Origin of the sequence: Microbacterium sp., assembly GCF_011620715.1 — a bacterium.
Lineage (GTDB): Bacteria > Actinomycetota > Actinomycetes > Actinomycetales > Microbacteriaceae > Microbacterium.
On sequence record NZ_WOYP01000079.1, the window covers coordinates 1 to 12,060 of the forward strand.

Genomic DNA, 12,060 nt, shown 5'->3' on the forward strand with positions numbered 1-12,060 from the left:
TCGGTGATCGAGACGATCGTGTTGTTGAACGTCGACTTGATGTGGGCCTGGCCCAGCGCGATGTTCTTCTTTTCCTTGCGACGCGGCTTGCGCGCGGCGGTCTTGGGTGCAGCCATGTGCGATTCTCCTGAATCCTGATGCGCAGGCGGCGGCCTAGCGCGCCTTCTTCTTGCCGGCGACGGTGCGCTTGGGTCCCTTGCGGGTGCGTGCGTTGGTCTTCGTGCGCTGACCGTGCACGGGCAGACCGCGGCGGTGGCGGATGCCCTGGTAGGAGCCGATCTCGACCTTGCGGCGGATGTCGGCGGCGACCTCGCGGCGCAGGTCACCCTCCACCTTGTAGTTGCCCTCGATGTAGTCGCGCAGCTGGATCAGCTGGTCGTCACTGAGGTCCTTGACGCGGATGTCGGGGCTGATCTCGGTCGCTGCGAGGATGTCCTTCGAGCGGTTCGGACCAACGCCGTAGATGTACGTGAGGGCGATCACCACGCGCTTGTCGCGCGGGATGTCAACGCCGGCAAGACGTGCCATGCGGTTCTCCTGGGAGTGTCGTGGAGGTGTGGAGCAGGATCGGTGCCCGGGCCTCCAGCCCGAGGTGTCCCCTCCGAAGAGGATCTGGTCCTGCCGGTCGTGTGTTCAGTTGTGGTGGTTCGCGGGATCTCGATACGGCGCTGACGCGCCTACTCGATCTTGAGCCGCAAGCGCATCAACGCGTGGATCTCGATACGCGCTGGCGCGCTACTCGATCTCGCATTGATCCGATTCGGCTCAACCCTGGCGCTGCTTGTGACGCGGGTTCGACTTGCAGATGACCATGACGACGCCGTGACGGCGGATCACCTTGCAGTGATCGCAGATGGGCTTGACGCTGGGGTTGACCTTCATTTGTGATTTTCCTGTTCGCTGTCTTCACCGGGCAGCCGGCCCTTCGACGAGCTCAGGGACCGAACTGGGGTGTTACTTCTCGACCGGTCTAGCGGTAGCGGTAGACGATCCGGCCGCGCGTGAGGTCGTAGGGGCTCAGCTCCACGACGACGCGGTCCTCCGGAATGATGCGGATGTAGTTCTGCCGCATCTTGCCCGAGATCGTGGCGAGGACTTTGTGCCCGTTGCTCAGCTCAACGCGGAACATCGCGTTGGGCAGCGCCTCGGAGATCACGCCTTCGATCTCGATGACACCGTCTTTCTTCGCCATACACTCGCTAACGCTCAGCAGACTGGTCGGTCTGCGGTTGGGTTTGGGTTCTGGTGCGTGGACACGCCGATGAAGGCGCAACGCACCAAGGATCAAGCATACGTGATATCGGCGGGGCCGGCAAACCGGGGCATTGCCGGAACAGCGTCTCTCACTCGAACAGCGTCGCCAGATCCGCCGGGGCGGGCAGGCTCGAGTTCGCGATGACCTCGCCGTTGATCGCGATCGTCGGGGTGCCGATGCCGCTCGCGCCCGGGGCGACGGGCGTCTTGTCGGTCATGGCGGTCACGTACGACGAGTACTCGCCGTCGTTCACGCACGAGTCGATTCCGGTCACGCCCACGCCGGCGGCGATCGCGAGCATCTGCTCGTTCGTCAGACCCGCCGAGCCCTCTTCGGGCTGGTTCGCGAACATCGCCTGCATGAACGGCACGGCCGCGGTGCCGTCCGCCGCCGCGACGCAGTACATCGCGTTCGCAGAGCGGGTGGAGAACTCGGTGCCCGACGAGGCGCGGTCCAGGATCGAGATCGGATGGATGTTGAGGGTGATCGTGCCGTCGTCCACCAGGCTCTGGATCGACTCGCCGTACGCCTGCTCGAACTGGCCGCAGATGGGGCACATGAAGTCGATGTACGTGTCCATCGTCTGGTCGGCGTCGCCGACCGCGATCGCGCCGGTCTCGACGTCGATGTTCGCGGCATCCGGCGTGGGGCCCGGCGCGGGGTTGCCGGCGCTGTTGTTCATCCACACGACCAGCACCGCGACGAGCACCAGCACCACCACGACCGCGACACTCACCCAGATCGCGAACCAGTTCGTCTTGCGCGCAGTGGCAGCCATCACGTTTCCTCTCCGATCTCGCGGGGAATGACACCGAACGGCGCCAGGCCCGCTGCGCCGCCGTCGGGCGCAGTCAGCACCCAGATGCCGCCATCATGCACGGCGACGCTATGTTCCCAATGTGAGCCGGCCGTGCCGTCGACCGTGGAGACCGTCCACTCGTCGTCCTCGACGAAGGTCGCCTGGTCGCCGATCACGACCATCGGCTCGATCGCCACAGCGAGCCCGGGGCGCACCTGCGCGCCGGGGTCGGGAACCCGGTAGTTGAAGACCGAAGGCGATTCGTGCATTTTGCGGCCGATGCCGTGACCGACATACTCCCGCAGGATGCCGTAGCCGTGACCCGCGCCGTCGATGTGGTCCTGCACGGCGGCGCTCACCTCGCCCAGATGGCGGGCGGTGGCCAGCGCAGCGATTCCGGCCCACAGCGACCCCTCGGTCACCCGCGAGAGCTCCTCCCGCTCCGCCACCAGCGCAGGCCGCGACGCGTCGGGCACGACGGCGGTGAACGCCGAGTCGCCGTTCCAGCCCTCGAACTCGGCGCCCGCGTCGATCGAGACGATGTCGCCGGGCTCCAGGCCGCGCGCCGACGGGATCCCGTGCACCACCTGCTCGTTCACCGACGCGCAGATCGTGTGGCGGTACCCGCGCACCATCTGGAAGTTCGACTTCGCACCGCGACCGGTGATGACAGCGGATGCCGCGGCATCCAGCTCCAGAGTCGTGACACCGGGGGCGATCAGGGCGCGCACCGCGTCCAGCGCGGCGGCTGTGATGAGGCCGGGTTCGATCATCGCGCGCAGCTGTGCAGGCGTCTTGTAGATCGACCGGCGCGTCGGCAGCAGAGGGCTCACGACTCAGGCGGCGGTCGAGCGGCTCAGCCCGCGCCCCTCCAGAGCGGCGATGAGGCGATCGGTGATCTCGTCGAGGGTGCCGACGCCGTCGATCTCGACCGCGATGCCGCGCTCCCGGTACACGTCCAGGATCGGGGCCGTCTCGCGCTCGTAGATCGCCAGACGGTTCGCGATGGCTTCTTCGGTGTCATCGGCACGACCCTGCTCGGCGGCGCGCAGCGTCAGGCGCTCGATGCTCTCCTCGCGCGGGACGACCAGCTCGATGACGGCGTCCAGCTGTTCGCCGCGGCCGGCCAGGAAGGCGTCCAGGTCGGCGACCTGACCGACGTTTCGGGGGTAGCCGTCCAGCAGGAAGCCCTGCGCGGCATCCGCCTGCGTCAGACGGTCGCGCACCACCGCGCTGGTCAGCTCGTCGGGGACGAGGTTGCCCGACTGCATGATCTCGGTGACCTGGTTGCCGAGATCGGACCCGCTCGCGACCGCGGCGCGGAACATGTCGCCGGTCGAGATGGCCGGAATGCCGTACGCATCGGCGATGCGGATTCCCTGGGTTCCCTTGCCGGAGCCTTGCGGGCCGACGATCAGGAGGCGTGCAATTGTCATCGCAGGAGCCCTTCGTAGTGGCGCTGCTGAAGCTGCGCGTCGATTTGCTTGACCGTCTCGAGACCGACACCCACGATGATCAGGATCGAGGCGCCGCCGAACGGGAAGTTCTGGTTCGCGCCGACCGCCGCCAGGGCGATCAGCGGCAACAGGGCGATGAAGCCGAGGTAGAGCGAACCGGCCAGCGTGATGCGTGTCAGCACGTAGTCGAGATACTCGGCCGTCGGACGCCCCGCCCGGATGCCGGGGATGAAGCCGCCGTACTTCTTCATGTTGTCGGCGACCTCGACCGGGTTGAACGTGATGGCCACGTAGAAGTACGTGAAGCCCACGATCAGCAGGAAGTACACCAGCATGTAGACCGGGCTGTCACCCGAGGTCAGGTACTGGGCGATCCAGGCGACCCATCCCTGCGCCTCCTGCCCTGCCTGGGGCTGGTTGAACTGCGCGATGAGCGCGGGGATGTACAGCAGCGACGAGGCGAAGATGACCGGCACCACGCCGGCCATGTTGACCTTGATCGGGATGTACGTGTTCGTGCCGCCATAGGTGCGACGGCCCACCATGCGCTTGGCGTACTGCACCGGGATGCGCCGCTGCGACTGCTCGACGAACACCACCAGCGCCACGACCAGGATGCCGACCGCGAGCACGACCAGGAAGGTCTCGAAGCCACGCGACTGCCAGATCGCCCACATCGAGGCGGGGAAGGTCGCCGCGATCGAGGTGAAGATCAGGATCGACATTCCGTTGCCGATCCCCCGCTCGGTGACCAGCTCCGCGAACCACATGATGAGGCCGGTGCCGGCGGTCAGCGTGATGATCATCAGCAGCTGCGCCCACCACACGTCGTTGGTGAGCAGCTGCTCGCACTCCGGGATGCCGGTCGTTCCGAACAGCTGACCGCTGCGGGCGACCGTGACCAGCGTGGTGGACTGCAGCAGTGCCAGCGCGATCGTGAGGTAGCGCGTGTACTGCGTGAGCTTGGACTGGCCGGCCGCGCCCTCCTTGTAAAGGGTCTCGAAGTGCGGGATCACGACGCGCAGCAGCTGCACGATGATCGTCGCCGTGATGTAGGGCATGACGCCGAGCGCGAAGATCGACAGCTGCAGGAGGGCGCCGCCGGAGAACAGGTTGACCAGCGACAGCAGCCCCTCGGTGCCGGCGCTCTGCTTGAGGCAGGCCTGCACGTTGGGGAAATCGACGAACGGCGCGGGGACGTGCGCGCCGAAACGATACAGGGCGATGATCGCCAGGGTGAATGCGATCTTCCGACGAAGGTCGGGGGTACGGAAGACCCGCGCGATGGCGCTGAACAAGAGGATGCCTCCAGAGGGGATGCCGACACGCACGCGGGCGCGTCGACCTCCAGGGTAACCCAGCGGGGCCGGAGCATGCTCCGGCCCCGGCTGGGTGCGGCTAGGTGACGGAACCGCCTGCAGCGACGATCTTCTGCTCAGCCGAGCCGGAGACCTTGTCTACCGAAACCGTGAGCTTCACGTCGATCGCGCCGGTGCCGAGCACCTTGACCTTCTCGTTCTTGCGAACGGCACCCTTGGCGACGAGGTCGCCGATGGTGACGTCTCCGCCCTTGGGGTACAGCTCGGCGAGCTTCTCGAGGTTGACCACCTGGTACTCCACGCGGAACGGGTTCTTGAACCCGCGCAGCTTGGGAGTGCGCATGTGGAGGGGCATCTGCCCACCCTCGAAGCCGGCCTTGACCTGGTAGCGGGCCTTCTGGCCCTTGGTGCCACGGCCTGCGGTCTTGCCCTTGGAGCCCTCACCGCGACCGACACGGGTCTTCGCGGTGTTGGCGCCCGGAACGGGACGCAGGTGGTGCACCTTGAGCACGCCGGGGCGGGATGCCGCGGCATCCGCCTTCGGAGCGGCCTTGGCCTTCGGTGCGGCAGCCTTGGCAGGCGCCTTCTTGGGGGCAGCCTTGGCGGGCGCCTTCGACGTCGACTCCTCGGGAGCCTTCGCGTCGACGGCGACCTTCTTTTCTGCCTTCTCAGCCTTCTCGGCCATTAGTCGATCTCCTCAACCTTCACGAGGTGGGCGACGGTCTTGACGTAACCGCGCGTCTGCGCGTCGTCGGGACGGACGACGGTGTCGCCGATCCGCTTCAGACCGAGGCTGCGCAGCGTGTCACGCTGGTTCTGCTTCTCGCTCACCTTTGACTTCGTCTGTGTGACCTTGAGTCGGGCGGCCATCAGGCACCTACCTTCGCAGCGGCGGCGGCCTCGGCCTCTGCACGCACGAGGCGGGCTGGGGCGACCTGGTCGAACTCGAGTCCGCGACGCGCGGCGACCGCGCGGGGCTCTTCGAGCTGCTTCAGCGCCGCGACGGTCGCGTGCACGATGTTGATCGTGTTCGACGAGCCGAGCGACTTCGACAGGACATCATGGATGCCGGCGCACTCGAGCACGGCGCGCACGGGGCCACCGGCGATGACACCGGTACCGGCCGCGGCGGGGCGCAGCAGCACCACACCGGCTGCAGCCTCACCCTGGACGGGGTGGGGGATGGTCACGCCGACGCGGGGAACGCGGAAGAAGTTGCGCTTGGCCTCTTCGACGCCCTTCGAGATCGCGAGGGGAACCTCGCGAGCCTTCCCGTACCCGACACCCACGACGCCGTTGCCGTCGCCCACGACGACCAGCGCCGTGAAGCTGAAGCGACGGCCGCCCTTGACGACCTTCGACACGCGGTTGATCGTGACGACGCGTTCGAGGAACTGGCTCTTGTCTGCGTCACGCGAACCGCGATCGCGGTTCGGGTTGCGCTCGCGGCCACCGCGGCGCGGCTCGCGCTCACGCTCGGGCGCCGCCTCGGTCGCAGCCGCCGCCTCGGGCGCGGTCTGCTCGGCATCCACTGCCACTTCGGTCTCCCCGTTGTTGTTGGTCACTGCATCGCTCACAGGTTCAGTCCCCCTTCGCGGGCGCCGTCGGCGATCGCCGCGACACGGCCCGCGTAGCGGTTGCCGCCGCGGTCGAACACGACGTCCTCGATGCCTGCGGCCTTCGCGCGCTCGGCGACGAGCTCGCCGACCTTGCGCGCCTTGGCGGTCTTGTCACCGTCGAACGCCCGCAGGTCCGCTTCGAGGGTGGATGCCGATGCCAGGGTGTGACCCTTGGCGTCGTCGACCACCTGGACGAAGACGTGGCGGGCCGAGCGGGTCACGACCAGGCGCGGACGCAGCTCGGTGCCGACGACCTTCTTGCGAAGGCGGGCGTGACGGCGCGTACGCGCCTGAGTCTTTGTCTTGACAGCCATGGTCACTTACCACTCTTTCCGGCCTTGCGACGAACGACCTCGCCGGCGTACCGCACACCCTTGCCCTTGTAGGGCTCGGGCTTGCGGATCTTGCGGATGTTCGCAGCGGCCTCGCCGACCGCCTGCTTGTCGATGCCGCTCACGGTGACCTTGTTGTTGCCCTCGACCGTGAACGTGATGCCCGCGGGCGGCTCGACGAGCACCGGGTGCGAGAAGCCGAGGGCGAACTCCACCGAGCCGCCCTTCTGCGCGACGCGGTAACCGGTGCCGACGACCTCGAGGCCCTTGGTGTAGCCCTGGGTCACCCCGATGATGTTGTTGCTGATGAGGGTGCGGGTCAGGCCATGCAGCGAACGCGACTCGCGCTCGTCATCGGGACGGCTGACGAGCACCTGACCCTCTTCGATCTTGACCTCGATGGGGCGTGCGACGGTGAGCGCGAGCTCGCCCTTCGGGCCCTTGACCGCGACTTCCTGCCCGTTGACCGAGATGGTCACCTCAGCGGGGATGTCGATCGGAAGACGTCCAATACGCGACATGTCAGATCACCACACGTAGGCGAGGACTTCCCCACCCACGCCCTTCTGCTCGGCCTGGCGGTCGGTCAGCAGACCGGAGGAGGTGGACAGGATGGCGACGCCGAGGCCACCCAGAACCGTGGGGATCTCGGTCGAACGCGCGTACACGCGAAGACCGGGCTTGGAGACGCGCTTGATGCCGGCGATCGACCGCTCGCGGTTCGGACCGTACTTCAGCGTCATCGACAGGGTCTGTCCGACGCGGGCGTCTTCGACGCTCCAATCGGCGATGTACCCCTCGCGCTTGAGGATCTCGGCGATGTGGGTCTTGAGCTTGGAGCTCGGCAGCGACACGGAGTCGTGGTGCGCCGAGTTCGCGTTGCGCAGACGGGTCAGCATGTCTGCGACCGGGTCTGTCATTGTCATGAGCTGTTTCCTTTGTTCATTCGGTTTCGGCTGCCGTTACACGAGAGCCGACCTTCGATGATCTTTGTGAATCGGTGATCGAGTAGCCGCGTCAGCGGCGTATCGTGTCTCGATACGACGGCTTCGCCGCCTACTCGACAACCGCAGTATCTAGTTGTCCTCGGTCCGGAACGGGAAGCCGATGGCGCGCAGAAGAGAACGACCCTCGGCATCCGTGTTCGCCGTGGTCACCACGGTGATGTCGAAGCCGCGGACGCGGTCGATCTTGTCCTGGTCGATCTCGTGGAAGACCGACTGCTCCTGCAGGCCGAACGTGTAGTTGCCGTTGCCGTCGAACTGCTTGGGCGACAGACCGCGGAAGTCGCGGATCCGGGGAAGCGCGAGCGAGACGAGCCGGTCCAGGAACTCCCAGGCGCGGTCACCGCGGAGGGTGACGTGCGCGCCGATGGCCTGGCCCTCGCGCAGCTTGAACTGCGCGATCGACTTGCGCGCCGCCGTGACGACGGGCTTCTGGCCGGTGATCTTGGTGAGGTCCTCGACCGCACCATCGATCACCTTGCTGTCGCGAGCCGCCTCGCCGACACCGGTGTTGACGACGACCTTGACGATCCTGGGGATCTGGTTGACGTTGGCATAGCCGAACTCGTCCTGCAGCTGCTTCTTGATCTCAGCCTGGTACTTCTGCTTCAGGCGCGGCAGGGTTTTGCCAACCGGCGCAGCAGTGGTGGTGCTCATCAGAGGTCCTTGCCTGACTTCTTCGCGTAGCGCACGCGGACGGTGCGCTTCACGCCGTCCTTCGTCTGCTCCTCGAGCCGGTGACCGACACGGGTCGGCTGCTTGGTCGAGGGGTCGACGATGGCGACGTTGGAGATGTGGATGGGAGCCTCGAAGGTCTCGATGCCGCCCGTCCTGGTGCCGCGCTGGGTCTGGCCCACGCGGTTGTGCTTCGTGACGTAGTTCACGCCCTCGACGATGACGCGGTTCTGCTCGGCGAGGACCTCGAGGACCTTGCCCTGCTTGCCGCGGTCGCCGCCGCGCTCGGGCTTGGCGCCCGAGATGACCTGAACCAGGTCGCCCTTCTTGATCTTCGCCATGACTTAGATGACCTCCGGCGCCAGCGAGACGATCTTCATGAACTTCTTGTCACGAAGCTCGCGACCTACCGGTCCGAAGATGCGGGTGCCGCGGGGCTCCCCGTCGGTCTTCAGGATGACGGCGGCGTTCTCGTCGAACTTGATGTACGAGCCGTCGGGACGGCGCGTGGACTTGACGGTGCGGACGATGACGGCCTTGACCACATCGCCCTTCTTCACGTTGCCACCGGGGATCGCGTCCTTGACGGTCGCGACGATGGTGTCACCGAGGCCCGCGTAGCGGCGCTTCGAGCCGCCGAGCACGCGAATGGTGAGCAGCACCTTGGCGCCGGTGTTGTCGGCAACCTTGACTCGGGATTCCTGCTGAATCATGTCTTACTCCTTGGGTTCCAAGCAGGCCGGGGCCTACTTGGCCTTCTCGAGGATCTCGACCAGACGCCAGCGCTTGGTGGCGCTCAGCGGACGGGTCTCGTTGATCAGGACCAGGTCGCCGATGCCGGCGGAGTTCGCCTCGTCGTGCGCCTTGACCTTCGACGTGCGGCGGATGACCTTGCCGTAAAGCGGGTGCTTCACGCGGTCTTCGACCTCTACGACGATCGTCTTGTCCATCTTGTCGCTGGTCACGTAGCCGCGGCGGGCCTTGCGGTAACCGCGGGCGTCGATGTCGCGGATGTCGCGTGCGGACGACTCGTGACCCTTGGCCTCGGCCTCCGCCTCGGCTGCCTCCGGGGCGGACTCCGTGGCCGGCTTCGTCTTTTCAGCCATTACTCGGCCTCTTCCTTCACGGCCGAGTCGGCGGCATCCGCCTTCTTGGCCTTCGTCTTCTTCGCCTTCGTCACCGTTTCCACGGGCGCGGGCGTGGCACGGATGCCGAGCTCGCGCTCACGGATGACGGTGTAGAGCCGCGCGATGTCGCGCTTGACCGCACGGATGCGGCCATGGCTCTCGAGCTGGCCGGTGGCCGACTGGAAGCGCAGGTTGAACAGCTCCTCCTTGGCCTTGCGCAGCTCCTCGACGAGGCGCTGGTCTTCGAACGTGTCGAGCTCGCTCGGGGCGAGCTTCTTGGTGCCGATCGCCATTACGCGTCGCCCTCCTCGCGCTTGATGATGCGTGCCTTCAGGGGCAGCTTGTGAATGGCCCGGGTCAGGGCCTCACGAGCGAGCTGCTCGTTGACGCCGGCGACCTCGAACAGGACGCGACCGGGCTTGACGTTCGCGACCCACCACTCGGGCGAACCCTTGCCGGAACCCATGCGGGTCTCGGCCGGCTTCTTGGTCAGCGGACGGTCCGGGTAGATGTTGATCCACACCTTTCCGCCGCGCTTGATGTGACGCGTCATCGCGATACGAGCGGACTCGATCTGGCGGTTGGTCACGTAGGCGGGCGTGATCGCCTGGATGCCGAACTCACCGAACGACACCTTGGTGCCACCGGTGGCCTGGCCCGAACGACCCGGGTGGTGCTGCTTGCGGTACTTGACCTTGCGGGGGATAAGCATCAGGCAGACGCTCCTTCTGCGACGGGGGCGTCGCTGCGGGGGCCACGGCGACGGTCGCCACCACGGTCGTCGCGACCACGGGGTGCCTTCGGCGCATTGGCCTGCTCGCGAGCGAGTTCCTTGTTGGTGAGATCGCCCTTGTAGATCCAGACCTTCACGCCGATGCGGCCGAAGGTGGTCTTGGCCTCGTAGAAGCCGTAGTCGATGTTCGCGCGCAGGGTGTGCAGGGGCACACGGCCTTCGCGGTAGAACTCCGAACGGCTCATCTCGGCGCCGCCGAGGCGGCCGGAGACCTGGATGCGAACGCCCTTGGCGCCGGCGCGCTGAGCACCCTGCAGGCCCTTGCGCATCGCGCGGCGGAATGCCACGCGGGCGGAGAGCTGCTCGGCGATGCCCTGTGCGACCAGCTGGGCATCGGCCTCGGGGTTCTTGACCTCGAGGATGTTCAGCTGGATCTGCTTGCCGGTGAGCTTCTCGAGGTCGGTGCGGATGCGCTCGGCCTCGGCGCCGCGGCGGCCGATCACGATGCCCGGGCGGGCGGTGTGGATGTCGACGCGGACGCGGTCACGCGTGCGCTCGATCTCGATGTTGCTCACTCCGGCGCGGTCGAGGCTCGACTGCAGCAGCTTGCGGATCTTGATGTCCTCGGCCACGTAGTCGGCATAGCGCTGTCCGGGCTTGGTCGAATCGGAGAACCAGCGCGACACGTGGTCGGTGGTGATGCCGAGGCGGAAGCCGTACGGGTTTACCTTCTGGCCCATTACTTGCTCGCCTTCTTCGTCTTGGCTGCTTTCCCGCCGGTGGTCGAGCCTGTCGAGACCGCCACCTCCGGCGTCGAGAGCACGACCGTGATGTGGCTCGTGCGCTTCTTGATCTGGAACGCGCGACCCTGGGCGCGGGGCTGGAAGCGCTTGAGCGTCGTCCCCTCGTCCACGTACGCGTTGGCCACGTACAGATCCCGCTCGTCCAGGTACTCGCTGTCCTTGTCGGCCTTGACCCGAGCGTTCGCGATCGCAGCTGCAACCAGCTTGCCGATCGGCTCGCTCGCTGCCTGCGGCGCGAACTTCAGGATGGCGAGGGCCTCCTGGGCCTGCTTGCCCTTGATGAGGGCGACGACACGACGAGCCTTCTGAGGGGTCACGCGGATGTGTCGCACTCGTGCGATGGACTCCACCATTTCTCTCTCCTCTCGCATCGCCTAGCGGCGACGGCCCTTCTTGTCGTCCTTCTCGTGGCCGCGGAAGGTGCGGGTGGGCGCGAATTCGCCCAGTTTGTGGCCGACCATGGTCTCGGTCACGAACACGGGAATGTGCTTGCGACCGTCGTGGACGGCGATCGTGTGGCCGAGCATGGCCGGCACGATCATCGAACGACGTGACCAGGTCTTGATGACGTTCTTGGTTCCCGCTTCGTTCTGGACGACGACCTTGCGAAGCAGGTGCTCGTCGACGAAGGGGCCCTTCTTAAGACTGCGTGGCATCTTCCTCTGCTCCTACTTGCGCTTCTTGCCGGCGTTGCGACGACGGACGATGTACTTGTCGCTTTCCTTGTTGGCATGACGCGTGCGGCCCTCTTTCTGGCCCCACGGAGTCACGGGGTGACGTCCACCGGACGTCTTGCCCTCACCACCACCGTGCGGGTGGTCGACCGGGTTCATCGCGACGCCGCGGACGGTCGGGCGGACGCCCTTCCAGCGGTTGCGGCCTGCCTTGCCCCAGTTGATGTTCGACTGCTCGGCGTTGCCGACCTCGCCGATCGTGG

The 12,060-nt window shown here is 66.5% G+C and carries 22 protein-coding genes and 2 pseudogenes; all 24 read right to left on the reverse strand.

From position 1 onward, the window contains the following. Positions 1 to 116 (reverse strand): annotated as a pseudogene (locus QZV84_RS07730) (30S ribosomal protein S11); the annotation flags it as partial. A 37-nt stretch (positions 117 to 153) separates the two neighbouring features. Further along, a complete protein-coding gene (gene rpsM, locus QZV84_RS07735) occupies positions 154 to 528 on the reverse strand; it encodes a 30S ribosomal protein S13 (RefSeq protein WP_091703727.1) in 375 nt (124 codons plus the stop codon). Positions 529 to 765: 237 nt separating this feature from the next. Next, the gene (gene rpmJ, locus QZV84_RS07740) at positions 766 to 882 is read right to left on the reverse strand and encodes a 50S ribosomal protein L36 (RefSeq protein WP_056224002.1); all 117 of its coding nucleotides are present in this window, start codon (positions 880 to 882) and stop codon (positions 766 to 768) included. Positions 883 to 970: 88 nt separating this feature from the next. Beyond that, positions 971 to 1,192, reverse strand: a complete 222-nt coding sequence (infA, locus tag QZV84_RS07745; RefSeq protein WP_017201569.1) for a translation initiation factor IF-1 — start codon at positions 1,190 to 1,192, stop codon at positions 971 to 973. Between the two features lie 151 nt (positions 1,193 to 1,343). Continuing rightward, positions 1,344 to 2,033: a thioredoxin domain-containing protein gene (locus QZV84_RS07750; protein WP_292827825.1), complete on the reverse strand. Its 690-nt coding sequence runs from the start codon at positions 2,031 to 2,033 to the stop codon at positions 1,344 to 1,346. Then, the gene (map, locus tag QZV84_RS07755) at positions 2,033 to 2,875 is read right to left on the reverse strand and encodes a type I methionyl aminopeptidase (RefSeq protein ID WP_292827871.1); all 843 of its coding nucleotides are present in this window, start codon (positions 2,873 to 2,875) and stop codon (positions 2,033 to 2,035) included. The genes QZV84_RS07750 and map overlap by 1 nt, the downstream gene beginning before the upstream one ends. Positions 2,876 to 2,890: 15 nt before the next feature. After that, a complete protein-coding gene (locus QZV84_RS07760) occupies positions 2,891 to 3,484 on the reverse strand; it encodes an adenylate kinase (RefSeq protein ID WP_292827874.1) in 594 nt (197 codons plus the stop codon). A gap of 2 nt (positions 3,485 to 3,486) precedes the next feature. Continuing rightward, entirely contained in the window at positions 3,487 to 4,809 is a 1,323-nt protein-coding gene (gene secY, locus QZV84_RS07765) for a preprotein translocase subunit SecY (RefSeq protein ID WP_292827828.1), read from the reverse strand. 100 nt (positions 4,810 to 4,909) lie between these two features. Continuing rightward, entirely contained in the window at positions 4,910 to 5,515 is a 606-nt protein-coding gene (rplO, locus tag QZV84_RS07770) for a 50S ribosomal protein L15 (protein WP_292827830.1), read from the reverse strand. Beyond that, a complete protein-coding gene (gene rpmD / locus QZV84_RS07775) occupies positions 5,515 to 5,700 on the reverse strand; it encodes a 50S ribosomal protein L30 (protein WP_257509088.1) in 186 nt (61 codons plus the stop codon). The genes rplO and rpmD overlap by 1 nt, the downstream gene beginning before the upstream one ends. Continuing rightward, positions 5,700 to 6,368: a 30S ribosomal protein S5 gene (gene rpsE / locus QZV84_RS07780; protein WP_292827877.1), complete on the reverse strand. Its 669-nt coding sequence runs from the start codon at positions 6,366 to 6,368 to the stop codon at positions 5,700 to 5,702. Before rpsE ends, rpmD begins: the two co-directional genes overlap by 1 nt. A 35-nt stretch (positions 6,369 to 6,403) precedes the next feature. Continuing rightward, positions 6,404 to 6,763: a 50S ribosomal protein L18 gene (gene rplR, locus QZV84_RS07785; protein ID WP_292827838.1), complete on the reverse strand. Its 360-nt coding sequence runs from the start codon at positions 6,761 to 6,763 to the stop codon at positions 6,404 to 6,406. A 2-nt stretch (positions 6,764 to 6,765) separates the two neighbouring features. Then, entirely contained in the window at positions 6,766 to 7,302 is a 537-nt protein-coding gene (gene rplF, locus QZV84_RS07790; RefSeq protein WP_292827841.1) for a 50S ribosomal protein L6, read from the reverse strand. Between the two features lie 6 nt (positions 7,303 to 7,308). After that, positions 7,309 to 7,707: a 30S ribosomal protein S8 gene (rpsH, locus tag QZV84_RS07795; RefSeq protein WP_292827844.1), complete on the reverse strand. Its 399-nt coding sequence runs from the start codon at positions 7,705 to 7,707 to the stop codon at positions 7,309 to 7,311. A gap of 150 nt (positions 7,708 to 7,857) precedes the next feature. Further along, positions 7,858 to 8,442 (reverse strand): 50S ribosomal protein L5, encoded by a 585-nt coding sequence (gene rplE, locus QZV84_RS07800; protein WP_292827847.1) that lies wholly within the window; start codon positions 8,440 to 8,442, stop codon positions 7,858 to 7,860. Further along, positions 8,442 to 8,801: a 50S ribosomal protein L24 gene (rplX, locus tag QZV84_RS07805; RefSeq protein WP_292827850.1), complete on the reverse strand. Its 360-nt coding sequence runs from the start codon at positions 8,799 to 8,801 to the stop codon at positions 8,442 to 8,444. Before rplX ends, rplE begins: the two co-directional genes overlap by 1 nt. Positions 8,802 to 8,804: 3 nt before the next feature. Continuing rightward, positions 8,805 to 9,173 carry a 50S ribosomal protein L14 gene (rplN, locus tag QZV84_RS07810; protein ID WP_292827852.1) on the reverse strand — a complete coding sequence of 123 codons (369 nt, stop codon included), beginning with the start codon at positions 9,171 to 9,173 and terminating at the stop codon, positions 8,805 to 8,807. A gap of 33 nt (positions 9,174 to 9,206) precedes the next feature. Beyond that, positions 9,207 to 9,566, reverse strand: a complete 360-nt coding sequence (rpsQ, locus tag QZV84_RS07815; protein WP_292827854.1) for a 30S ribosomal protein S17 — start codon at positions 9,564 to 9,566, stop codon at positions 9,207 to 9,209. Continuing rightward, entirely contained in the window at positions 9,566 to 9,880 is a 315-nt protein-coding gene (rpmC, locus tag QZV84_RS07820; RefSeq protein ID WP_292827857.1) for a 50S ribosomal protein L29, read from the reverse strand. The genes rpsQ and rpmC overlap by 1 nt, the downstream gene beginning before the upstream one ends. Continuing rightward, on the reverse strand, positions 9,880 to 10,299 hold the full coding sequence (gene rplP, locus QZV84_RS07825; RefSeq protein WP_005050509.1) for a 50S ribosomal protein L16: 420 nt from the start codon (positions 10,297 to 10,299) through the stop codon (positions 9,880 to 9,882). The genes rpmC and rplP overlap by 1 nt, the downstream gene beginning before the upstream one ends. Next, positions 10,299 to 11,060 carry a 30S ribosomal protein S3 gene (gene rpsC / locus QZV84_RS07830; RefSeq protein WP_292827861.1) on the reverse strand — a complete coding sequence of 254 codons (762 nt, stop codon included), beginning with the start codon at positions 11,058 to 11,060 and terminating at the stop codon, positions 10,299 to 10,301. Before rpsC ends, rplP begins: the two co-directional genes overlap by 1 nt. Continuing rightward, positions 11,060 to 11,476 (reverse strand): 50S ribosomal protein L22, encoded by a 417-nt coding sequence (rplV, locus tag QZV84_RS07835; RefSeq protein WP_292827864.1) that lies wholly within the window; start codon positions 11,474 to 11,476, stop codon positions 11,060 to 11,062. The genes rpsC and rplV overlap by 1 nt, the downstream gene beginning before the upstream one ends. A gap of 21 nt (positions 11,477 to 11,497) precedes the next feature. Continuing rightward, positions 11,498 to 11,779 carry a 30S ribosomal protein S19 gene (rpsS, locus tag QZV84_RS07840; protein ID WP_257501491.1) on the reverse strand — a complete coding sequence of 94 codons (282 nt, stop codon included), beginning with the start codon at positions 11,777 to 11,779 and terminating at the stop codon, positions 11,498 to 11,500. Positions 11,780 to 11,791: 12 nt separating this feature from the next. Beyond that, a pseudogene (locus QZV84_RS07845) lies at positions 11,792 to 12,060 on the reverse strand (50S ribosomal protein L2); the annotation flags it as partial.

Bases quoted from the DNA above. Each gene is read 5' to 3' on its own strand.
- rpsM (WP_091703727.1), bottom strand. From the start codon at position 528: ATGGCACGTCTTGCCGGCGTTGACATCCCGCGCGACAAGCGCGTGGTG.
- rpmJ (WP_056224002.1), bottom strand. From the start codon at position 882: ATGAAGGTCAACCCCAGCGTCAAGCCCATCTGCGATCACTGCAAGGTG.
- infA (WP_017201569.1), bottom strand. From the start codon at position 1,192: ATGGCGAAGAAAGACGGTGTCATCGAGATCGAAGGCGTGATCTCCGAG.
- QZV84_RS07750 (WP_292827825.1), bottom strand. From the start codon at position 2,033: ATGGCTGCCACTGCGCGCAAGACGAACTGGTTCGCGATCTGGGTGAGT.
- rplO (WP_292827830.1), bottom strand. From the start codon at position 5,515: ATGGCCGAGAAGGCTGAGAAGGCAGAAAAGAAGGTCGCCGTCGACGCG.
- rpmD (WP_257509088.1), bottom strand. From the start codon at position 5,700: ATGGCCGCCCGACTCAAGGTCACACAGACGAAGTCAAAGGTGAGCGAG.
- rplR (WP_292827838.1), bottom strand. From the start codon at position 6,763: ATGGCTGTCAAGACAAAGACTCAGGCGCGTACGCGCCGTCACGCCCGC.
- rplF (WP_292827841.1), bottom strand. From the start codon at position 7,302: ATGTCGCGTATTGGACGTCTTCCGATCGACATCCCCGCTGAGGTGACC.
- rpsH (WP_292827844.1), bottom strand. From the start codon at position 7,707: ATGACAATGACAGACCCGGTCGCAGACATGCTGACCCGTCTGCGCAAC.
- rplE (WP_292827847.1), bottom strand. From the start codon at position 8,442: ATGAGCACCACCACTGCTGCGCCGGTTGGCAAAACCCTGCCGCGCCTG.
- rplX (WP_292827850.1), bottom strand. From the start codon at position 8,801: ATGGCGAAGATCAAGAAGGGCGACCTGGTTCAGGTCATCTCGGGCGCC.
- rplN (WP_292827852.1), bottom strand. From the start codon at position 9,173: ATGATTCAGCAGGAATCCCGAGTCAAGGTTGCCGACAACACCGGCGCC.
- rpsQ (WP_292827854.1), bottom strand. From the start codon at position 9,566: ATGGCTGAAAAGACGAAGCCGGCCACGGAGTCCGCCCCGGAGGCAGCC.
- rpmC (WP_292827857.1), bottom strand. From the start codon at position 9,880: ATGGCGATCGGCACCAAGAAGCTCGCCCCGAGCGAGCTCGACACGTTC.
- rplP (WP_005050509.1), bottom strand. From the start codon at position 10,299: ATGCTTATCCCCCGCAAGGTCAAGTACCGCAAGCAGCACCACCCGGGT.
- rpsC (WP_292827861.1), bottom strand. From the start codon at position 11,060: ATGGGCCAGAAGGTAAACCCGTACGGCTTCCGCCTCGGCATCACCACC.
- rplV (WP_292827864.1), bottom strand. From the start codon at position 11,476: ATGGTGGAGTCCATCGCACGAGTGCGACACATCCGCGTGACCCCTCAG.
- rpsS (WP_257501491.1), bottom strand. From the start codon at position 11,779: ATGCCACGCAGTCTTAAGAAGGGCCCCTTCGTCGACGAGCACCTGCTT.